The following is a 22,363-nucleotide window of genomic DNA, read 5'->3' as shown; positions in this document are numbered from 1 at the left end:
TCAGAACCGGTATTCGAGCGTTGCCGACACGGTGCGCGGGGCGCCGTAGAAGGCCGTCAATACACCCTCCTTGCCGAGGTTCGGGAACACGTAGCCGCCGGTGCGATAGCGTTTGTCGCCCAGGTTCTTGCCGTGCAGGCCGGCGCGGATCTTGTTGTCGGCGCTGGTCCACGTCAGGCTCAGGTCGTACAAGGTATAGGCCGGCTGGTCGAGCACCGACACGTACTCGAACTGGCTGGTCTCGTCCTTGTAGGAGGCGTTGCCGCTGACGCTGAAGGTGCCGCCGCGGCCCATCATCGGCAGTGCCATATCGTAGGTGGCGCGCAGGTTGGCCGAGTTCTTCGGCGTGTTCTGGAAGTAGCGCTCGCTGGCCACGTTGACCAGGGCCGGCACGCCGCCGACCAGTTGCGAGGTCAGGAACTGGGTGTATTCGGCGTTGATGTGGCTGACCATGCCGGTGACGCTGAAGGCATTGCTCACGCGCGCGCTCGCTTCCAGTTCGATGCCGCGGATCTTGGCCTTGCCGGCATTGGTGGTCACGCCGGCGAAGCTGTCGGGGCGGCCGTCGCCGTTGGTGTCGACCTCCACCGAGCCGGGAATCTGCACATCCTTGTATTTGCTGTCGAACAGGGCGATGTTGGTCAGGATGCGGTTATTGTTGTACGACGATTTCAAGCCCAGTTCCAGCGTGTCGATGGTTTCCGGCAGGAAGCCGGCGCGCGCGGTGGCGTTGCTGATCCTGGTGCCCACCACGTTCATGCGCGGGTCGAAGCCGCCGCCCTTGAAGCCGCGCGCCCAGCTGGCGTAGATATTCTGGCTGGCGCTGGCCTTGTAGGCCAGGCCCACTTTCGGGGTGAACTTCTTGTCTTCGCGTTCCAGTTCGCCGTGGGTGAAGTCGGTATCGGTGCGGAACAGCACGGCGTTGGGGTTGCCCATCCCGGGCGTACCGTTCAGGCCCAGGTAGATCTGGCGCAGCACGCTCGCTTCGCGCTTGTCGGCCGTGTAGCGCCCGCCCAGCGAAAAGCTGAGGGCATCGTTGACTTTGTAGTTGGCGTCGGCGAACACGGCCCAGGCCTTGGTGTCGATGTCGCCCAGGGTGTAGGTCGAGCTGGGGAAGGCGCCGGCCAGCACGGTGTCGAAGATGTTGAAGGCGTTGGCGTCGATGTAGTACACGCCGGCCACGCCCTGCACCTTGTCGCCGGTGTAGGTCAGCTGGAATTCCTGGCTGAACTGCTTGTTCTTGTATAGCGCGGGCACTTCGAAGTCGACCATCTGCAGCGAATCGAAATCGATCGGCGCGTACGATTTGTCGCGGCGCGCGGCGGTCACCGACTTGACGCTCAGTTGCGGGCTGACTGTGTATTCGAGCAGCGCCGACCAGCCGTGGGCCTTGACCTCCTGCTCGTGCCCGAGCGCGCGGGTCAGGTTGGCGCGGGTATCGTACACATTCGACAGGATTTGCGCGCCGCTGGTGCGCCCGACCGTCACGCGGTGGCCGTTGCGCGGGCTGGAATCGTCTTGCGTGGCGTCGCCCGCGAGGCGGATGAACAGTTCCGGCGTGGGCGTGAATTCGGCCGACAGGCGCGCGGCGGTCATGTCCTTGTCGTAGTTGTGGGCGCCGGTGACGAGGTTGCGCCCGTAGCCGTCGCGCTTGAAGCGGGCGATCGAGCCGCCCACCCGCACCGCGTCGGAGATCGGGGTGCTGGCGGTGAGTACCGCTTCGCGCTGGCTGTAGTTGCCCAGGGCGAGGCGGGCGCGGATATCGGTCTTGGAGCCGAGCTTGCGGGTGACGTACTTGACCGCGCCGCCGATGGTGTTGCGCCCGTACAGGGTGCCTTGCGGGCCGCGCAGCACTTCGATGCGCTCGACGTCGTAGATGTCGGTCACGGCGGCCTGCGGGCGCGCCAGGTAAATATCGTCGAGGTAGATGCCGACGCCGGCCTCGAAGCCGGCCAGCGGGTCTTGCTGGCCGACGCCGCGGATAAACGCGGTCAGGGTCGAGTTGGTGGCGCGCGAGGCCTTGAGCGTGGTGTTCGGAATCGACAGGGCGAGGGCGGTGATGTCGGGCGTGCCCTGCTTGGACAACTGGTCGCCGCCGAAGGCGGTGACCGACACCGGGACGTCTTGCAGGTTTTCCGGACGGCGCCGCGCGCTCACCGTCACCACGCCGGCGTCCTGGATGGCACCGGCGGCGGGTGCGCCCGATTCGGTCTGCGCCTGTGCCGTGCCGATCGCCCCACCGGACAGGGCCAGCACGGCAGCGGCAATACGATGTAAGGGAAAATGTCGGATGGTCAGGCGCATGGTGTATCTCCTAGGATTTTTTTGGACAATGCGGGAAGCCAGAAATGATCGCCATGCAGTGTGCCCCCATTTAAATTTGCGCGAAAGATAACGAAACGCCCACCCACTGTGCAAATTTGCACAGTGGTTTATTGTTCAACTTCTTCGTTGCGCACGGGCTAATTCCTGTGGGACTTTGCGTTTTATCAATATCAAAAAACGAAAAGTTTGCGTGCACGATGTGCACTGGTGCACAATATCCGCCACGGATAGCGGATATGGATTCCATGAATACCTTGCCCGAATGGACAGACCTGCGCTTCTTTCTGGAGCTGGCGCGCGCCGGCACCTTGTCGGGCGCGTCGCGCCGCCTGGCGGTGGAGCACACCACGGTGGCACGCCGCATCGACCGCCTCGAAATCCAGCTCGCCACCACCTTGTTCGACCGCAGCCGCGAGGGCTATGAGCTGACCGAGATGGGGCAGGCGCTGCTGCCGCACGCGGAAGCGATGGAAAGCGCGGCGCTGGCCGCCACCGAGCAGCTGGGCGGCACCGAAGTGGCGGCGCACGGCGTGGTGCGGCTCGGCGTGCCGGAAGTGTTCGGCGTGCGCGTGGTGGCGCCGCTGCTGGTCGGCTTGCTGCAGACCCATCCGGACCTGAGCATCGACCTGCTGGTGCTGCCGCGCTTTGCCAATTTGGCCAACCGCGAGGCCGACCTGGGCGTGATGCTCGATCCGCCCAGCACCGGGCGCTACATGATCACGCGGCTGGCGTCGTTCCGTTTCTATCTGTACGCCTCGCCCGCCTACCTGGCGCGCCATCCGCCGATCCGCGAGCATGCCGACCTGGCGCGCCACGATTTTGTCGATTACGTGCAGGACCGGCTGGCCAGCCGCGAGCTCAGTTATCTCAATGAACTGGGGTTCACGCCAAGGCGCCGCTTGTGCTGCACCGGGATGACCGCGCAGGTCGAGGCGGCGTCGCTGGGGATGGGGCTGATCATGGCGCCGCCGTATGCGGTGCCGGACGATGGACGGCTGGTGCCGGTGCTCGATCAGTTCTTCGCGGAGCGCTCGTTCTGGCTGGCCGCGCCGACCGATTTGTACCGCCTGCAGCGGGTGCGCGCGGTGTGGAATTTGCTGCGGGAGTATTCGGACCGGCAGCCGTCGCTGTTTGTGCATGGGCGCGAGGAGCGGCGGTAAACTGTCGAGATCGCGAATCTGTAGGGGGCCTCGACAATTGCGCCGCGCAGTAGGTTTTTCGAGGTCCCCTGTAGACCGTCGCTCCCGCCTGCGCGGCAGCGACGGTGTGAAGGCTAACGCCGTTAGCCAGCGTGGTCGCTTCAGCGCTCCGGACGATCGTCAATCACCAGCGGTGGAATCAGGATGGTTTCCTCCTGGTCCGCCGGTGTCGCCAGGGCGGGAAAGGCGATGTCGGTGCCATCATCGAGCACCATCAGCGTGGTCGGCACGCGATAGATCCATGCCGCGCCCTCGGGGGTTCCTTCCATCGGCGTGCTCTGGTTGACCAACTGGACTTCGCGGTTCAGGTCGGCCAGTAACCGGTCGGCCGGCACCACTGCGATGTCGGAGACAATCCCGGTTTGCAGGTACAGCGCGGCTGCATCCTCATATCCGCTGCGCACCGGCAGGATCACCGACGCGAAACCGGCGTTCAGGAAAGCGGTGAACACGCTGTCGCCCTGCTGCTCGAACCTGGACGCGGCCCACTGCTGCGCACCTTCGCTCCAGAAGTAGGGGAAGAAGGTATAGGTCAGCTGATCCCACTCGAAGGCGTACTCGAAAAAGCGCACTTCGCGCGCCGCCCGCTCCAGCCGCTCCGGTGCGATGGCCGGGGCGCTGCTGATGACGATGGCCGGGGCCGGTACTGCCTGGCCGCTGCCGCTGCGCACGATTTCCAGTACCGCACGCTTGAGTTCGGTACGTTCGATGGTGCGCATCTGTTCTTCGCCGAGCGCCGCGTATGGGCCGTCTTCGTCGGCACGCGCCGCGGCCAGGCGGGCGTGGTGCTGTTTCAGCTCGCTTTCGTACTGGTCCATGATGATCTGGTGGCACGCCAGCTGCCACTTCTCGAGCGCCACCTTGGTGCGGGTCCAGACCAGGTAGAAATTGACCGTGAACTGGTCCAGCAAGCCCCAGCCGCTGGCGTTGTAGCTGACCGCGCCGCTATTGGTGCCGATGGCCTGGGCCGCAATCGGCGTGTTGCCGGCCGGGTTGCTCGAGAACAGTTTGGTGCCGACGCTGGCGCTGATGCCCGACTGGTGCTCGACCCCGTACCAGGCCATCGAGACGCCCGCCGCCGCCGCCGCGTAACCCTGTTCCAGCGCCTTGGGCGAATTGAACACGCCGCTGACGCTGGGCGCGCCGCTGGCGCCGGTTGGGTAGGTGAGGCTGGCGTATTCGGTGATGGCGGCCGTCGGTGGCGGCGGCAGGGTCACGCCGAAGCGTTCGGCGAGCGCCAGCCAGCTGGCGTCGGTGATCTCGGCCGGGCGCAGGGTGGGTTTCAGCGGCGCCGGTCCGGCATGCCCGCCGAAGCCCGGCTGGCGCGCCAGCAGGTGGCGGAACATGGCCGCCGGGGCCGGCACCATGACTTCGTACATGGCGCGCGCGCCGTAGGTGAACACCTGCGCCTGGTAGACCTTGTCGACCCAGCGGTACTGGGCGCGCAGGCTGGCCGCCGGCGCGCTGTGGCGCACCACATCGCTTTCGTACACTTCGGCGCTGCGCGTGAGGAAGCGCTGGCGCCCGACCCGTTCGCGCACCACGGCCACGGCGCGCTCGACCAGTTCGCGCGACTGGCGCAAATCATTGCCGCGCGACTGGTCGCCGCCTTTCGAGCTGTTCATGAAGGTCGAGGCCTGCGCGCTGACAGTGCCATAGTTGGAGGTCAGGTTGATGCTGGCGTTGCGGTCCTGCTGGTTGCGCGCGGTCTGGAAGGCCGACTGGCCCAGCTCGAAGCGGCTAAAGCCCGTTTCTTCCTGCGACACCTCGGCCTCGCCGTCGTTGTAGTTGCCCTGGCTTTCTTCGGCGCGGCTCAGGTAGGAGCGGAAGTGCTCGTGCTCTTCGCCCTGCAGGATGTTGTGGATGTTGGCCAGTTCCCCCTTTTCGTAGCCGACCAGCACCTGGCGCACCACGCGCAGGTCGGCCACGCCGACCGGACGGATGCCGAATTTCATGCTCGGCGCCGGGGCCGGTTTGGAGACTGGAGCGGCGGGCAGCAGCTTGCCCAGTTCCGGGCAGGCGGCCAGCATGGCGGCCGCTTCCGGACCGCTGGCGGGCATGCCGGCGGCGCTGGCGACGCCGCTCGAAATGCGGCGCCGTAGGTCGTCGAGCAGCGCGTAGGCGCTCAGCGTGTCGGTGGGCACCTTGGCGTCGGCCAGTTCCTGCAGCAGGTTCGCGTTGTCGGCGCGGAACTGCGCGTCGATGTCGGCGGCGGGCTGGGTGCGGAACACTTTTTGCAGGTCGGACGGGCTGCCGCTACCAGGCGTGCCGGGTGCGCGCGTGCCGCCGCCGGCCATCTGGTCGAGGGCCGCGGCCAGGCGCTGTTCGAGCTGGATCAGGTTGTCGATCTGCTTGAGCAGGTCGCGCAGGATCGTATCGTCGTCCCCGGCGGCGTTGGCGCCGGCGCTGTTTTGCTGGGCGCCTTGCTGCTCGCGGCGCAGGCGCATCTGTTCCTCGAACGCGGCGGGCAGCTTGAGCGCAGGCGCGAGCGCGGCCTGCAAGGAGGCGGGCGCGAGGGCGTCCTGTTCGCCGCCCAGGAGTTTTTGCAGCAGGGTGATCTGGCCCAGCAACTGGCGCGCGCGCTGCAACTCGCCGTTGCCGGCTTTGCCGGAGGCGATGCCTTGCAGGTAGAACTGCCAGAGGTCGCTTTGCAGGGGCGTGATCGCGGCCGGTGCACTCTGGGTGATGGGGAACAGGGTCTCGGCGGCCAGCGTCAGGCGGCCCTCGCGCGCGGCGTTGAGGTCGGCCTCGATGGCTTCCGGCGTGCGCTCGGCCAGGGCGCTCCAGCGTGCCGTCAGGGCATCGATCCAGGCCGTGAAGTCCTGTTCGGCGGCGGAGGCGACCCACGCCGCGACGTGCGACTGGTCCGGCAGTTCAAGGAGTGCCGCTGGCGCCGGCGTGGGGTTGGGTGCCCGAATGCTGGCGAAGCGAAACAGTTCCTCTGCATTGGCGGTAGCTTGCGTCATGATATCTCCCGGTGATGAGGTGGAAGTTCATCATGGGCCGGGATGGCGCGCCGGAGTTCAGCCTGCGTCAGTGTTAAAACCGAGCTGCGTCAAGGTGGGGGGGTGTTTGGAATGTCGCGACGCAAGTGTTATGGACTTTCCACTTCCAGCTGGAACAAGGTTTCGACCGGGACATTGAAAGTCGCCGCCAGTTTCAATGCCAGCGCGACAAAAATTTAGCTGTCCATCTCTTTATTCATGGCAGCAGACGCATAGTTTGTTGCCTTCGGAATCGCGGAAGTAGGCGCCGTAATAGCGCGCGTGGTATTCGGGCCGCAGGCCGGGCGCGCCTTCGCAGCTGGCACCGTGGGCGAGGGCGGTGGCATGGGCGCGCTCGACCGCCGCGCGCGACGGCGCCAGCAGGGCGGTCATCTGGCCGTTGCCGGCGGCATGCTGGCCGGCGAAGGGATGGCCGATCAGGAACAGCGGGCGCGGACTGTCCGGCTTCATCCAGCCGGCCCACGGCTTGGCCGGATCGCTGAACTTGAGCGCCAGGCCCAGTTCGGGCATCAGGGCCGCGTAAAAATCGAAGGCGCGCGCGAAGTTGGCGACGCCGATGAAGACATGCGAGATCATGCCGGGTCCTTGAATGGATTGCGGTCGTTCAGTTCATCGATGTACTCGTCGATGCCACCGCTTTCGCGCTCCAGGAAGCGCTCGATGGCGTCCGAAAACGCGGGGTGGGCCAGCCAGTGCGCCGACCAGGTGCGGGTCGGCAGGAAACCGCGCGCCATTTTGTGCTCGCCCTGGGCGCCGCCCTCGAATACGCCGATTTTTTGCTCGATGCAGAATTCGAGCGGCTGGTAGTAGGCGGTCTCGAAGTGCAGGCAGGGCACGTGTTCGAGTTCGCCCCAGTAGCGCCCGAACAGGGTGTCGGCGCTGTGGATCACCAGCGAGGCGGCGATCGGCTCGCCTTCGCGCTCGGCGATCACCAGCAGGATATTGCCAGGCATGGTGCGTCCGATGCGCTGGAAAAAATCCAGGTTGAGGTAAGGCGAGGAGCGGTGCGCCGCGTAGGTGCGCTGGTAGCAGCGGTTGAACAGGCGCCAGTCGGCGTCCGTCGCGTCGGCTCCGCGCACGCGGCGCAGCGTGACGCCGGCTTCACGCACCTTGCGCCGCTCGGCGCGGATGTTCTTGCGCTTCTTTTGCTCCAGCGTGGCGAGGAAGTCCTCGAAATCGCGGTAGCCGGCGTTCAGCCAGTGGAACTGCACGCCGCTGCGCAGCATGAAGCCAGCTTCTTCCAGCTGCTTCACCTGGTCTTCGGGCGGGTACAGGATGTGGGTCGAGGAGACGTCGGAGGCTTTTTGCGTGGACACCAGCGCGGCCAGGAGCGCGCTGCGTGCTGCCGCGTCGCGCGCCAGCAGGCGCGGGCCGCTCACCGGCGTGAACGGAATCGCCGAGAGCAGCTTGGGATAGTAATCGACGCCGTTGCGCTGGTAAGCGTCGGCCCAGGCCCAGTCGAACACGTACTCGCCGTAGGAGTGCATCTTGACGTACAGCGGCATGGCGGCGGCCAGGTCGGCGCCGTCGTACAGGGCCAGGAACTGGGGCTGCCAGCCGGTATCAAGGCAGGCACTGCCCGATTCGTGCAGCGCGTCGAGAAACGCGAAGGAAAGGAAGGGATTGGTCTCGGCCTGGGAGGACGCCAGGGCGTCCCAGGCGGGTTGGCCGATCTCGCTCAGAGAGGATACGATATGCGTGCGATAATTCATTCTTGTCGAATCGGCTATTCCATTATTTTGGCGGGCGACGCCGGGCGGCGCCTCGGGTCGGCCATTGCATTCTACGCAAAAAGACGCAATGCGTTCGGACGCCGCGCCGCCACCCTACGAAAGACACTGCATGCAGAACGACTTCTTTAACCTCTATTCGCACGGTTTCGCCCGGGTCGCGGTGGCCACGCCACGCTGCAAGATCGCCGATCCTGTGTTCAACGCGGCCCAGACCATCGCGCTGGCCGAAGCGGCCGCGCAGCAGGGTGCGGCGCTGGTGGCGTTTCCCGAGCTGGGATTGTCGGCCTACAGCTGCGACGACCTGTTTCACCAGGCCGCGCTGCTCGACGCCTGCGAAGCGGGCTTGCGCACGGTGGTGGAAGCGAGCGCGCAGCTGCCGCTGGCGCTGGTGGTCGGGCTGCCGCTGCGGGTCGGGCATCAGCTGTTCAATTGCGGGGTGGCCGTCGCTGGCGGGAAAATCCTGGGCGTGGTCCCGAAAAGCTATCTGCCGAACTATGGCGAGTTTTACGAAGCGCGCCAGTTCAGCGCCGCCGATAGCGCGCCGTGCGGCCAGATCGACTTGCTGGGGCAGAGCGTGCCGTTCGGCGCCGGCCTGCTGTTCGAGGCCGAGGGCGTGGCGCTGCTGCGCTTTCATGTGGAGATCTGCGAGGATGTGTGGGTGCCGATTCCGCCGTCGTCGTTTGCGGCGCTGGCCGGGGCCACGGTGCTGGTCAACCTGTCGGCGTCGAACGTTTTGGTGGGCAAGAGCGGCTACCGGCACCAGCTGGTGTCGCAGCAGTCGGCGCGCTGCCTGGCGGCGTATCTGTACACCTCGGCCGGGCGCGGCGAATCGTCAACCGACATGGCGTGGGATGGCCAGACCCTGATCTACGAAAAAGGCGACTTGCTGGCCGAGGCCGAGCGCTTCCAGGACGATTCGCACATCATTTATGGCGACGTGGACCTGGAGCGCCTCTCGCGCGAGCGCATGCACACCACTACCTTCGCGCAGCAGGTGCGGCACCATGCGCAGCAGGTGGCGGCGTTCCGCGTGGTGCGGTTTGCCTTGCCGGGCGCGCCGGGTGGCGGCAAGACGCTGGCCTTGGGCCGCGCGGTCGAGCGCTTTCCGTATGTGCCGTCGGACCCGCAGCGGCGCGACGAGCGCTGCACCGAGGTATATCACATCCAGGTGCAGGCGCTGGTGCAGCGGCTCTCGCAAAGCGGCATGCAGAAGGTGATCATCGGGGTGTCGGGCGGGCTCGATTCGACCCACGCGCTGCTGGTGTGCGCCAAGGCGATGGACCGTTTGAAGCTGCCGCGCACGAATATCCTGGCCTATACCATGCCGGGCTTTGCGACCAGCGAGCGCACGTTGCGCCAGGCGCGCGCGCTGATGGAGGCGGTGGGCTGCGAGGCGCACGAAATCGACATCCGGCCGAGCTGCATCCAGATGCTCAAGGACCTGGGCCATCCGTATGCGCAAGGGCAGGAGACGTACGACATCACGTTCGAGAACGTGCAGGCGGGCGAGCGCACCAGCCATCTGTTCCGGCTGGCGAACTTCCATAACGGGATCGTGATCGGCACGGGCGACCTGAGCGAGCTGGCGCTGGGCTGGTGTACGTACGGGGTGGGCGACCATATGTCGCACTACAACGTCAACGCCAGCGTGCCCAAGACCCTGATCAGCCACCTGGTGCGCTGGGTGGCCGAGTCGGGCGTGATCGGTACCAGCGGTTCGGACGTGCTGCTGCAAGTGCTGGCGACCGAAATCAGCCCCGAGCTGGTGCCGGGCAAGGCTGGCGAAGACAAGCCGGCGCAGAGCACGGAAAGTTCGATCGGGCCCTACGAGCTGCAGGATTTCAACCTGTATTACATCCTGCGCTACGGGTTTGCGCCATCGAAGGTGGCGTTCCTGGCGTGGTCGGCGTGGAACGACCGCGAGCAGGGCGCGTGGCCGGACGCGGTTCATGCCAGCCGCAACCAGTATGCGCTGGCCGATATCAAGAAACACCTGGCCACCTTCGTGTACCGCTTCTTCAAGATCAGCCAGTTCAAGCGCTCGTGCGTGCCGAACGGGCCGAAGGTCGGCAATGGCGGATCGCTGTCGCCACGGGGCGACTGGCGCGCGCCGAGCGACGCCGAGGCGGTGGTGTGGCAGGCCGATCTGGACAGGATTCCGGATGAAGCCGCGAAATAGCACTGCCGTTCGTTTAGAATAGCGGCAACAGCAATTCCATCGCGTGACGAGCAACTATTTAGGAGTAGCCATGAAACAAATTACCTGTGTTATCAAACCGTTCAAGCTGGATGAAGTGCGCGAAGCGCTGGCCGACGTCAATGTGACGGGGCTGACGGTCACCGAGGTCAAGGGTTTCGGCCGTCAGAAGGGTCATACCGAGCTGTACCGTGGCGCGGAGTATGTGGTTGATTTCCTGCCGAAGGTCAAGATTGAAGTGGTGGTGGACGACAGCATGGCGGACCAGGTGGTCGATGCCATCATCAAGGCTGCGCGCACCGGCAAGATCGGCGACGGCAAGATTTTCGTGCAGGATGTGGAGCAGGTGATCCGGATTCGCACTGGCGAGACGGGTCCGGAAGCAGTTTAAGGCGGGCTGTGCCGTCGCCCCCGCGCCAAGGCGGCACTCGGCGGGGGCCCAAGTTCGCTCCGTAGCCTCCGGCTGAGCTGGGAAACTTGGGCCCCCGCCTGCGCGCTATGCTATGCCCATATCTTTGCAAGTTTCCAGCCTTGCATCATGCCGTCGAAGCGCTGTAGTCCATGCAGCATGGTGATCGGGCCGGGCTTGGCCTCGCCGCCGACCGTACCTCCTGCACCAGCTTTCTCGCCAATTGCATGCGCCTGTTGCTGCACGCGGCGGCCTACATCCTGCACCAGCAACTGCGCACCGAAGGGCTGCGGCATACCGCGTTGTCGCAGGCGCAGCCATCAACGGTCATTTCCAAACTGTTCAAAATCGCCGTGCAGGTCAGGCAGTACAAGAACAAGATCGTTCTACATTTACCAAGTGCCTGTCCAGTCAGAGATCTGCTGCAGACGTTGACCGAAAGACTATGTTTGCCAACGCCGGCCAGGTCCTTGAACTCGTCCTGAATAAGACAGGTCCGGTCTGCCGAGAATTGACCACTCCGTCGCCAACATCAACCTCATACCTCTCCATTTGATATGCCGATTGATCGGGTAGGCGGGCTATTGCCCGCGATATCGTGATCGTCACCGAGGAGCTCATGGATCGCCGAACCGGCACTGCGGCAGCAGTTTATGAAACATTCAGGCTAGTAAGTTGCTGGTTCAAATAATTTCATTTTGACAATTATGCTATAATAGAATTCATGTTGTGTATGACTTGCGCTATACCTTTTCTTTGTTGAAAGGGCGTGCTGCGCATTTCCCTCATCGCACTGTACGAATGGAGAACGTATGAGCCTTCAAGATCTGGTCGGCGACCGTCAGCATGACCGCTTGTTGCGTTTGTCCTTTCCCAACGGCGACGGCCCTTCGTCGCAGCTTCTGGTCAACAGCATCGAGGCATTCGAATGCCTGTCGCGGCCGTTCGAATTCACCGTAGAATTGCTGTCGGACGACCCGAACATTGAGCTGAAAGAGTTGCAGGGAAAAATGATGTGCGTTGAGCTCGTGCGGCGGGACGGCACCATGCGTTATTTTACCGGCCGCGTGTTCGGTTTTGGCTTGAAGACCGTGGACGGCGGGGTGTCCTATTACCAGGCGACGCTCGGCCCTTGGTACAAGTATCTGACCATGCGCAAGGACAACTACTTGTTCCACTACACCACCATGTACGACCAGACCGCCAGCATTTTCGGGGATTACGGCGGCTTGGCGGACTGGGACTGGCGCGTGCAGGGCGCGACTGATGTGCTAACGGATTGTTGCCAGTTCGACGAGAGCGACCGAAATTTTCTGGAGCGGCGTTGGGTTGCATCCGGGATTTTCTACTGGTTTGAACACACTGCCTCGGGACACAAGCTTGTGCTCTCGGATGATTCGACCGCGACATCGCCGATCGATGGCAATCCGGAGATTCCGTTTCAGCGCCATGCGGGGTCGGCCCACGAAGACGGCCTGGGCGAATGGTCGCCGGGACGACAGATAGTGACCGGCAGCGTGGCGCTGGCGTCGTTTGATTTCAAGGCGCCGCATCCCGCAATGACCTCGCTGCCGACGGTCAACCAGCAGGGCGACGTGCCGAACATCGAATCATACGAATATACGGGTGCGCTGGGTTTCAAGAGCGGGGCGGGGCGCACGCTGGCGCAACTGCGCATGGAGGAGGTGGAGGCGAGCGGCAAGCAGTTCACCGGAAGCGGCAACTGTCGCAGCGCGATGCCGGGCCGCTGGTTCCGCCTGACCGGGCATTTCGATGCGAGCGACACCGGGGGCGACGCCCAAGCGGGGAAATTTCTGATCACGGAAGTGTCGCACAGCGCGTCGAACAATTATCATATTCGGCAAACCTCGGAATCGCATTACGAGAACCGGCTGGCAAGCATCCGCAAGATCATTCCGTTCCGTCCAGGGCGCGATCATAGCAGCGTTGAAACGAAGATCCACGGCATCCAGACAGCCACAGTGGTGGGGCCGACGGGCGAGGAAATCCACACGGACGAGTACGGGCGGGTGCGGGTGCAGTTCCACTGGGACCGCGCCGGCACCAATGACGAAAAAAGTTCGGCATGGATTCGCGTCGCTACGCCCTGGGCGGGCGGCAATTTTGGGATGACGTTTATTCCGCGCATCGGGACCGAAGTGCTCGTCCAATTCCTGGACGGGAATCCAAATCGTCCGATCATCACCGGCATGGTCCCCAATGCGAGCACCATGCCGCCTTGGACGCTGCCAGCGAACAAAACGCAGAGTGGCGTGTTGACGCGCTCGACACCCAAGGGCAGCTACGACAACGCCAACGCACTGCGCTTCGAGGACAAGAAGGGGCAGGAGCAGCTGTGGCTGCACGCGGAGAAGGACCAGCTCACCGAGGTCGAGCACGACGAAGACAAGTGGGTGGGCAACGACCGACGCAAGACGATTGACCGTGACGAGACCAATCACATCAAGCGAGACCGCACCGAGACGGTGGACCGGGACGAGACGATCACGGTCCACAACAACCGCACCGAGCGGGTCGACCATAACGAGAAGATTAGTATCGGCGACAACCGCACGGAAGATGTGGGCAAGGACGAGACCATCAGCATCGGCGGCAACCGCACTGAGGATGTGGGCAAGAACGAGACCATCAGCATCGGCCAGAACCGGACCGAGGATGTTGGCAAGAACGAGACCATTTCCATTGGGGGCAGCCGCAGCGTGACGATCGGTCGCATGAAGACGGAGACGATCGCGCTGGCCAAGATGGTGACGATCGGCGGCGCCTACCAGACCACTGTCGGGGCTGCGATGAACACGTCCGTCGGCTTGATGCAGGCCGAGCAGGTGGGATTGTCGAAGAGTGTCGTGGTGGGGCAGAAGATTTCGTTTACGGCAGGGGACGAGTTCCGCATCGAAGTCGGCGACAGTACCTTCGTGATGAAGAAGGATGGGCGCATCGAGATTACGGGCAAGGAAATCATCATCAAGGGCTCGAAGAAGGTCGAGCTCCATGGTGACGATGTCGACACCAACCCGAAGGGGTGAGGCTTGTTTCCTTCGATCCCCAGCCTGCGCTTCGACAACCGCACGGGTCTCGACGCCCTGCATTTCGACACGATCGATCAGAACGGGGTGGCGTTCCATGTCGTCGTGGCCAAGACGGCATACCGGTTCGACGGCTGCGACGAACACGGCCATGCGCGCCTGGTTTCTTTGGAGGATCCGGCGCCGCTCTACACGGATGACATGTGCTACCAGGACGACACCGAGCAGAGCGTGCGCTGCGAAAGCGATTTGGCACCGTACAAGCCACATTGCGATGTGATCGTGGTGGGCAGCGCGCATGCGCCGGGCGGCAAGCCGGTGCGGCGCTTTGGCGTGCGCCTGCATCTCCAGCTGCCGGACCAGCCAGCGCCCCTGCCCGAGCGCCCCTTTCCATTGAATCCCATGCAGCCGCTGTCGTTCGACACCGAACAGGCGTGGAAGGAAGAACTCGCGTTGGCGGAGCGGACGATGGTGCCTGGACGGGTACTGATCGATAAGGTATTGACGGTGACTGGCGAGCGCGAGCTGCAGCGGCGCCTGGCCCCGGTGCGCCTGGCGCAGCTGATGGTCGCCGTCGTCACCTTGGGACTGGTGCAACTCAATCGCTGGCGGCTGACCACGAGCGCGCCGTCCACGTCTGTTCCCCTGCGCTATGAATACGCGCAAGGGGGGCAGTGCGTGATCCCGGCGGACGGGAAGGGCGCCAAACGGGTGCCGAAGCGCCACCGCTTGACGAGAGCGCAGCAGGAACAGTATTCCTATCTTCTTGTGCCTCCGGCGGCGCTCGACGCCAGCCAGGTCAATCCGATTGGCTGCGGTTTTGCGCCGCGCTGGTACTTGCGCGCGTCCGGGCTGAAGCGCTTGCCGGCGCCCCGCATCGAGTATGCGCATGCGCCGTTCACGGCGCGCCGGTTCTGGCAGAGCGCGGTCGGTCGGCCCGTCTTGGTGCCGGCCGGATTCGGTTACGTTGGGCGGGCATGGCTGCCGCGGCGCTCTCTGGTGGGGACGATCGAGACCAAGTCCCATTGGGAGCCGGACGAGGTGCCGGCCTTGCCCAAGGATTTTGATTTCGCCTACTGGAACGGCGCGCCGCAGGACCAGCAGTGCGAGCACCTGGCCGGCGGCGAGCGACTGACCTTGACGAATCTGTGCGCGCCTGGCGCGCCGTTCGCGCGGGCCGACAGCGCGGATAACACAGTTCTCTCGTTCGCCTTGCCGCAGCAATCGCCGTTCTTGCTTGCCACAAATGCGGTCGGCGCCGTCGCTGCCATGCCGCTGGCGATCGATACCGTGTTGATAGACGCCGAGGCCGGCCAGGTCGAGCTGTCGTGGCGCCTCTGCATCGTCGCCGACGGCGAGTTTGCCGATGCGCGCCTGCTGCAAGCCGCGAATGAGGAACAGCTTGGCCGACTGGCGGCCTGGAACACCCCTCCGGACCGCGCCGCAGCACCGACCTCTCCTCACGCCGCAACTACTGTGTAATCGATATGGCCCACGAAACCGTCACCAAGTCCAAGCGCTTTTACTGTGTCAGCCTGATTCCCGACTTTTGCAAGACGCCCGTCGGCAACAGCGTGGTAGTCATCCCCTACAACATCAAGGGCGAGTTCATCACGTCGCAAGCGGTGTCGAAAAGTGTGAAGACGCACAGCGAGCCCGTTTTTCTGCATAACCGGAGCTACATTCCCAGTGTGACGGGCGACTCGCTCGGGAAGCTGGGCGGGGTCAAGAGCGGCACGTTTCTGAAGCGGGTCGAATCGAACCAGTTCAGTTCGACAAAGGGATCGAACGGCACGCAAACCATCCAGGAATCGCGCTTCGTGTGGATGAACAATAAGAATACCTATGGCCGCGTTCTGGAGACGCAGGGGCAGGCGCCCCGTGGGCGCTTGACGATCCTGGGCTGGGAAGTGCCGACGGCAAAAGAAGCCGCGCAGGCGTACCGGGACAAGTATTCGGAATCGTTGCACCAGTTCGGCGGCGATGCCATGGATGTCGGCGGGAAGATCGGCAAGGGCAGCGCCGTGCTCGGCGTGGCCGGGGCCGGGGTGGCGGCCACCGGCGTCGGCCTGCCTGCGGCCGCCGCGATGGAAGTGGGGGCGGCCGCCGGCGGGATCACGGCGGGCGCCGTGGGCGGGACCGGGCTGGTGGTCGATTCGGTCGCTACGGTCGGGGACATGGCAGCCGATTATTTCATCGACGGGAAGGTGCCCGATGCCGTAGGCGCAGCTGGCGACATGGCGCTCAACGCGGCAGAAAATATGCTGTTCAAGAAGATTCCCGGCGGTGGCAAGCTGTTCGACCGCTTGTTCAAGAAAAAGAATGTGCCCGGCAAGACACCGGAACTGCCGAAAAAGCCCGCACCGGACAAGGGCAAGGGTGATGATGGTACGGACGGTGGCAAGGTCAAGCAGGAAAAACCCGCCAAGAAAGACAAGCCTTCTGCCTGCTGCCCGAAGAGCGGCGCGCCCGGGAACAAAGGGGTTCATACCCCCAAGCCAGTGCATATCGGCACCGGCGAGGAAATTCTCAGTCAGGTCGATTTCGTCCTCGAAGGTCCCACGCGGCTTAGCTGGGAGCGGACCTACCGTTCTGGATCTGAAACGGAGGATTGGGGAGCGTTCGGCGCTCGGTGGGGAACCGAATTCACCTCCGCCGTGTCGACTTGCCAGCACGGTATTGTGTATCACGATGCGACCGGCCGCGCGGTGCGCCTGCCGAATTTGGGCATAGGCGCCGCATACGATTGTCGCGCTGAAGGATTTACGCTTCACTACGACCACGAGCGGCAACTTCGCCTACTTTGGCGCGACGGTACTGTTGACACATTCCATCTCGCAGGTTCGGGCTGTCTGCCCCACGGCTACGAAGGGGTGAACGCCGTGATGAAGCCGCGTGCCCTGACTCCTACTCGACGGTATGCTCTGGCTCGTCGGGCATATGCCGGTGGAAAAGGGTACACCGTTGTGCAGGTGGCGGACGCTGCGCCAGGTGAGGTGTTGTTCAGGATCGCAACGGACGATGGTGCGGTGCTCGAAGCGTTGCGGGCCGATTGGCTCCCCGGTGAACTTGATCGGGAGAATGTCCCCGCCAGGATTGGTCGAGTGGAGCAAGTGCTGGGTGATGGAACCCGCCTTGCGCACGTCACCTATCGATTCGAGTTCAATCCGGACAGGGTTGCAAGTGATGGGTCGGAACGCGCATTTGATCGATTGCCGCAGCGCTGCTTGCTCGTAGCACAGGCGGGCATCACGGGTGATACGCGCAGATACCAGTATGAACATTGCCTGCTGACGGCTTATACGAATTATGCGGGGTTTGTGCAGCAACTGGAATGGATCAGCCTGGAAGCATTGCAGGATCGGTGGGGAGGTCGCGCGCTCGGCGACCACGAGCTTGCGCGCCGCTACCCACTCAGTCTCGACAACAGCTATCGCGCACGGGTCACGCGCACTGTCGGCGCCGACGGCAGCGGAGAGACCAGGTTGGCGTATCTGAACTCCGATACGACGCGCTTGACCGAAGCGGGCGGGGGAGTACTGGAATACACGTTCAACGCCTCCTGGCTTGCCACGGATGTGCGTCGGCTGGAAGCAGACGGGCGGCTTCGTTCGCTGGGCCGCAGGGAGTGGGATAGTGACGGCATGTTGCTCACTGAGGTCGATGGAGCAGGAAACGCCACGCGCTACACCTATGATCTGGCCGGAAACTTGACTTCCATCACCGACGCTCGCCTCAACAGTACGCGGATCAGTTATACCGCCAACAATCAGCAGGCAAGCTTCACCGATGCCCTGGGCCATACGAGCCGACGTGCATACGATGATGCGGGACGTCTCAGCGAGAAGCGCAATGCGCTTGGGCACGGAACAACGTTCGGATATGACGCCGATGGTAGGTTGATCGCGATAACCGATGCGCGAGGCGGTGTGAGCCGTGTTGGCTATGACACGGTAGGCAGAGTGGCGGCGCACACTGACTGCTCGGGCTTTACACGACGCTATGCTTATGATGGCCTCAACAGGCTGAACGCAACGACGGATGCCGCTGGCAATACCAAGCAATATCGCTACGATGCACTTGGCCGCGTCAGCGAGCTGATTCATCCGGGTGGCGTCGTCGAGCTTTTCTTGCACGACGCCTCGGGCAATCTGGTAGAACATACCGATCCTGCAGGCCGGGTCACGCGTTACCGCTACAACGGGTATGGCCTGCCTGTCGTGCGGACCGACGCTAACGGTCAAGAGCTACGCTATCAATACGATGAGGCGCTGCGATTGGTGGCACTCATCAATGCCAAGGGCGAGCGGTATCAGCTGACTTATGATCTGGAACACCGTCTGACTTCTGAAATCGGATTTGACGGGAAGATCACGAAGTATGTCTACGACGGGGCAGGGCAATTGGTTGCGAGCGAGTTCAATGGCGTTCGTACCGATTTCGCACGTGACAGCTTGGGACAATTGCAGGCAAAAGTTGGCGTAGATGGCAGCACACGCTATGCCTATGATGCATTGGGCCAACTGACGGCAGTCTCGGTGGCTTGTTCTGAGCACCGCTTCACGTATGACGCAGTCGGTCAATTGCTGGACGAGCGCGCTGCATATTCACTTGGCGAGCTGGGCGGCGCTGCCGGTATCGCCCCGACCGCCGCGTTTGCACTATCCCACGCCTATGATGAACTGGGTAATCGTATTCGCACGACGATGCCCAATGGCCGCATCCTCGATACGCAGCGTTATGGTGCCGGCCATTGGCACGGGATGCTGTGGCAGGGCGAATCCTTCATTGATGTTGAACGAGACAAGTCGCACCGTGAGGTACGTCGTGATTTCGGCTCTGCGCAACTACACCTGCAGGAAAGACGCGCGTACGATCCACAGTCGCGCCTGAGCTCGCTCACCCTCGCCCAGGGGAACAAGAACCTTCGCATGCGGCGCTACACTTACGACGTTGTCGGCAATCTCAATCAGATCGAAGACTCGATCCGCGGTGTGACTTCGTATCGCTACGATCCGGTGGGACAATTACTGTCCTCAATTCAGCCAGATCTGACGGAGCTTTTCGCATTTGACCCGGCCGGAAATTTGATCGACGCCGCGCCGGCACCGGCGGAGTCGACGGGGAATGCGTACCGTGATGGATGGCATCAATTCGCCGCACAGCCTTTGTCAACATCGGAGCGTCCCGATCTGGCGCCCGTGACGCTCAAACTGTTGGCGCAGTATGCGGGCTGTGAATATCAATACGACGAGCAGGGCAACACAGTTGCGGTGCGGCCGCGCGTAGCGGGCGCAGCAAACGATCCAGGCGAGTTAGTTCTTGCCTACGATAGCTGCAATCGCCTGACCAGTTCAGTACGGCACGACAGGCATTCAAAGCAAGTGACGCGCTATGGATACGACGCGTTCGGCCGGCGCGCATTCAAGCAGACTTATGAGACGCTGTCCGCCTCCGACGACGGGGACGACGCACCTGTGGCCAGCTTGACGTTCTTTGTGTGGGACGGTGACGTTTTGTTGCAGGAAATCAGTGCAACCGGCACTGCAACGTATGTGTACGAACCGGAAACAGCGGTTCCAGTTGCGCGGATCGTGTCTCCAGAGGGAAGGAATTCGTTCCCGGCCTCGTCGGTCCATTGCGCGGACGTTGAGGACTGGCGCTTGCCGCAGATGGGCGGCGACGCGATCGAGCACACCAAGGCATGGCGGGCTTACCTCCGCGAGAAACTGGAGACGCAGTACCGCCAATCGTGCGGCGACCGATTGGCATCTGCGATTGCAGCGTCTGTCAACGACGTCATTTACTACTACCACTGCGATCACCTCGGCACCCCTCTCGACCTGCTCGACTCGTCCGGTACTCTGGTCTGGTCCGTCCGTTATCGTGCATGGGGTAGCGTTTTCGCCCAAAAAGATAGTGCGGTCGATCAGCCTTTGAGATTCCAGGGGCAATACGCCGACAAGGAAACTGGTTTCCACTATAATCGGCACCGTTACTATGATCCTCAGGCTGGCCGCTACCTGACGCAAGATCCGGTGAGACTGCAGGGCGGTACGAACTTATATCGCTATGCGCCAAATCCTGTCGGTTGGGTCGACCCGCTTGGATTGACGTGCAAGGCCTACCGCGTCATTCGTCCGGATGAGGATCCGGCGGCGGGGCTGTTCCCAAAGGATCCAGCCGCAACGTACAAGCCTGAGGGCCACGTATTGCACGGCAGCAGACCAGGTTTTGCGTCGCAGTTCATTTCGGCAACGAAGAGTCTGGCAGTGGCCCAGACCTGGGCGGCGCAAACCGGTAATCGCATCGTCGAAATAGATCTTGATCAGGTCAATGGCTCCGTGATCGATGTGTCCGGGGACTGTAGTCCCCTAAAGGGGCGTACGGCGAAAGCGTGGGCGAACAAATCGCAGGAAGTACTCATTTTAGGAAATGTCCCGCCGAGTGCGTTGCGGGTTTTATAGGATTGATCATGAGCAGTGTTCTGGACCAGTTTTTTATGTTGAGCGATGCGGTTTTTATGGCTGTGCGTGAAGGCGGCGTGCCCTCAAATGATGCGATCGAGTCCCTCCTCAGTGCATTGGATGAGCTCGCAAAAGAGTATGGGAGCCAAAATAGTCTTCCCAAGGATCTAGTAGGCGTCATGTTGGACATGTCGACGGCATTGTACTCCGCTGCCGCAGCTCAAGCGGAGCCGGTGCGCACCACGCTTTATGAGCAATTCGATGTCATTACCGACAAGATGCGCGACCTGTGTTCTTGAGGGCGAATTGAATGGCTGTCAGACCCCTGTTCGTTGCGAAAGATCAAGCCTTGCCGGGCGTGGAGGTATATCCGATAACCTTTCAATGGTTTGCAGGTTTATCGACTTCGCAGAAACGTAAATCGATTGCTGAGCTACACAGTGCCGCAGTCGGGGAAGGACGATGTTCTCGTCCATTGGAAATATCCAGTCAGTCGGAGAATCCGCTGGGCGTTGCGCTGAGCGCCTTTAACCTTCAGATTGTTGTCGAACTTGGACTGGCGTCCAGCGTCGAGTCGGTTTTCCAGTCGTCAAAATATTTTGATGGCGCCGGACCGTTCCGCGACTTGCTCCGTGCAAGCGCCCGTGAGGCGAAGAAAGATGAGCGTCTCCGAAACAGCGGCATGCTGCGTGGATTTAACTTCGGCGGCAGAGAGTGGCCGCTGCTTCCGCGAACGGTTTTCTATGATTGGCTCTATATCGCCGCTCTACAAGAGTCAAATTATTGCGATGCCTTGCTTACATACGATGGGTTCACTGATATCGAGTTCAATCCAGCCAAGTCCGTGAATTGCCAAGCCCAAGCGGCTGCGGTCTTTGTCTCCTTGTCTAAGACAGGAGAGATATTCCCTGTACGGAACAACCCAGATAGATTTTTGGAGGTTGCACTTCGGATGGAGCACCGGGCCATCTGACGCGTATCAGTCCTGGTTTTTGGCACCTATCCGCTCCTGCTAGTGTGGAGAGTCAGAAATTCGCAGACAAGATCGCTCGATGCTTGCGAGGATGGCATCGGCCAATATTGTCCAGGCGAAAGGCTTTGGTTCGGCGTTATTAATTGCCCGATAGGGGAGAATTGCATCTTCCAACCAACGTGTGGATCGGTCGGTCTCGCGTAAGCGGCCAGCCAGTCCACTTTCGCCCATACAGCTTGTGCAATACGTAGACCAGAACTTTAATCTATTTGCGAGTGACCGTGATGACAAGTTCCCTGCAAACCTCATTGGGCAAGTTTCTGGCCCATCATGGGCCGCTATTCGACGTGAGGAGGGGTTTGCCATCGTCTTCAAAGGAAGGAACGAATTGTTCGGCGGCGACGGCGAAAACGCGGACCTCATGTTTCTTCACGTGCTTCCAGAGTTCCAGGGGAAGGGCATTGGCACACAGATCATCGAAGAGGCCAAGGCCATGTCGTCATACACATCTTTTTTTATAATAAAATCAACGACTTGCGCCTGACATCGCTAGGGCGCCGTCGACATGAAACGACAGAGAATCAGTGCGGTTGATCTTAAAATACCCGCATTTCGCCTAATTTTTAGGCAAAACCTCATGGAAATCGCCGCCCCGGGCTGAAATGACGTTGCGCGGAAAAAGATGTGTATAACGATATGGGCCAAGGCAGCCGTACCATTAGGCAGATCGATTGATGTGACATGCGAAGGTGAGAAGCGTATGGTCTTTTTTCGGCGGTGTGGATTTACCTTGCTAAAACACGACGATAGGTGCAATCTTTACCAAATGCAATGTACGCCAACGGCCGTCGAGTAAAACAGTGAGCCAAGGAAAATCCGTCGTTCGTTCAACAACGCGATTGAACCTGTACAATTCCACGACAGCTTGATTGTATTTATTCGCCATAATGTCCTGCCAGTATTTATTTTCTCCAAATACCCAACAGGACAATGCCATGCAACGACTAT

At 62.1% G+C, this 22,363-nt stretch carries 14 protein-coding genes and 1 pseudogene; 10 read left to right on the top strand and 5 right to left on the bottom strand.

The annotated features are described in order from the left end of the window. Positions 1 to 2,304: a TonB-dependent receptor gene (locus PO883_RS21400; RefSeq protein WP_289311540.1), complete on the bottom strand. Its 2,304-nt coding sequence runs from the start codon at positions 2,302 to 2,304 to the stop codon at positions 1 to 3. Between the two features lie 257 nt (positions 2,305 to 2,561). Here PO883_RS21400 and PO883_RS21395 point away from each other — a divergent pair, with 257 nt between their 5' ends. Beyond that, on the top strand, positions 2,562 to 3,485 hold the full coding sequence (locus PO883_RS21395) for a LysR family transcriptional regulator (protein WP_289311539.1): 924 nt from the start codon (positions 2,562 to 2,564) through the stop codon (positions 3,483 to 3,485). 140 nt (positions 3,486 to 3,625) lie between these two features. Here PO883_RS21395 and PO883_RS21390 read toward each other — a convergent pair whose 3' ends face one another. The 3 genes from PO883_RS21390 to PO883_RS21380 form a co-directional block, all read right to left on the bottom strand. Further along, entirely contained in the window at positions 3,626 to 6,490 is a 2,865-nt protein-coding gene (locus PO883_RS21390; RefSeq protein ID WP_289311538.1) for a hypothetical protein, read from the bottom strand. 231 nt (positions 6,491 to 6,721) lie between these two features. Beyond that, complete coding sequence (locus PO883_RS21385) at positions 6,722 to 7,105, bottom strand: VOC family protein (protein WP_289311537.1); 384 nt, start codon at positions 7,103 to 7,105, stop codon at positions 6,722 to 6,724. Further along, positions 7,102 to 8,241, bottom strand: a complete 1,140-nt coding sequence (locus PO883_RS21380) for a GNAT family N-acetyltransferase (protein WP_289311536.1) — start codon at positions 8,239 to 8,241, stop codon at positions 7,102 to 7,104. Before PO883_RS21380 ends, PO883_RS21385 begins: the two co-directional genes overlap by 4 nt. 130 nt (positions 8,242 to 8,371) lie before the next feature. Between PO883_RS21380 and PO883_RS21375 the strand changes: the two genes are divergently transcribed. From PO883_RS21375 to PO883_RS35170, 9 genes and pseudogenes are all read left to right on the top strand, one after another. After that, positions 8,372 to 10,441, top strand: coding sequence for an NAD(+) synthase (locus PO883_RS21375; protein WP_289311535.1), 2,070 nt, complete (start codon positions 8,372 to 8,374; stop codon positions 10,439 to 10,441). Between the two features lie 70 nt (positions 10,442 to 10,511). Then, the gene (locus PO883_RS21370; protein ID WP_054263304.1) at positions 10,512 to 10,850 is read left to right on the top strand and encodes a P-II family nitrogen regulator; all 339 of its coding nucleotides are present in this window, start codon (positions 10,512 to 10,514) and stop codon (positions 10,848 to 10,850) included. Positions 10,851 to 11,050: 200 nt separating this feature from the next. Beyond that, positions 11,051 to 11,353 (top strand): annotated as a pseudogene (locus PO883_RS21365) (transposase); the annotation flags it as partial. Between the two features lie 327 nt (positions 11,354 to 11,680). Further along, complete coding sequence (locus tag PO883_RS21360) at positions 11,681 to 13,915, top strand: type VI secretion system Vgr family protein (RefSeq protein WP_289311534.1); 2,235 nt, start codon at positions 11,681 to 11,683, stop codon at positions 13,913 to 13,915. 3 nt (positions 13,916 to 13,918) lie between these two features. Continuing rightward, entirely contained in the window at positions 13,919 to 15,397 is a 1,479-nt protein-coding gene (locus tag PO883_RS21355; protein ID WP_289311533.1) for a DUF2169 domain-containing protein, read from the top strand. Between the two features lie 5 nt (positions 15,398 to 15,402). After that, entirely contained in the window at positions 15,403 to 20,382 is a 4,980-nt protein-coding gene (locus tag PO883_RS21350) for an RHS repeat-associated core domain-containing protein (RefSeq protein WP_289311532.1), read from the top strand. Positions 20,383 to 20,390: 8 nt separating this feature from the next. Further along, positions 20,391 to 20,681, top strand: a complete 291-nt coding sequence (locus PO883_RS21345; RefSeq protein WP_289311531.1) for a hypothetical protein — start codon at positions 20,391 to 20,393, stop codon at positions 20,679 to 20,681. 11 nt (positions 20,682 to 20,692) lie between these two features. Next, complete coding sequence (locus tag PO883_RS21340) at positions 20,693 to 21,355, top strand: hypothetical protein (RefSeq protein ID WP_289311530.1); 663 nt, start codon at positions 20,693 to 20,695, stop codon at positions 21,353 to 21,355. 181 nt (positions 21,356 to 21,536) lie between these two features. Beyond that, entirely contained in the window at positions 21,537 to 21,899 is a 363-nt protein-coding gene (locus tag PO883_RS35170) for a GNAT family N-acetyltransferase (protein ID WP_373890092.1), read from the top strand. Between the two features lie 249 nt (positions 21,900 to 22,148). Here the strand turns inward: PO883_RS35170 and PO883_RS21335 are convergent. Continuing rightward, positions 22,149 to 22,363 (bottom strand): hypothetical protein (locus PO883_RS21335; protein ID WP_289311529.1); only part of this gene is annotated, 215 nt, incomplete at its 5' end.

Source organism: Massilia sp. DJPM01, assembly GCF_030348125.1.
In the GTDB taxonomy this organism is placed as follows: domain Bacteria; phylum Pseudomonadota; class Gammaproteobacteria; order Burkholderiales; family Burkholderiaceae_D; genus Telluria_A; species Telluria_A frigida.
Note: the sequence above shows the minus strand (reverse complement) of the source record. Positions and strands in the feature narration are given on the sequence as shown.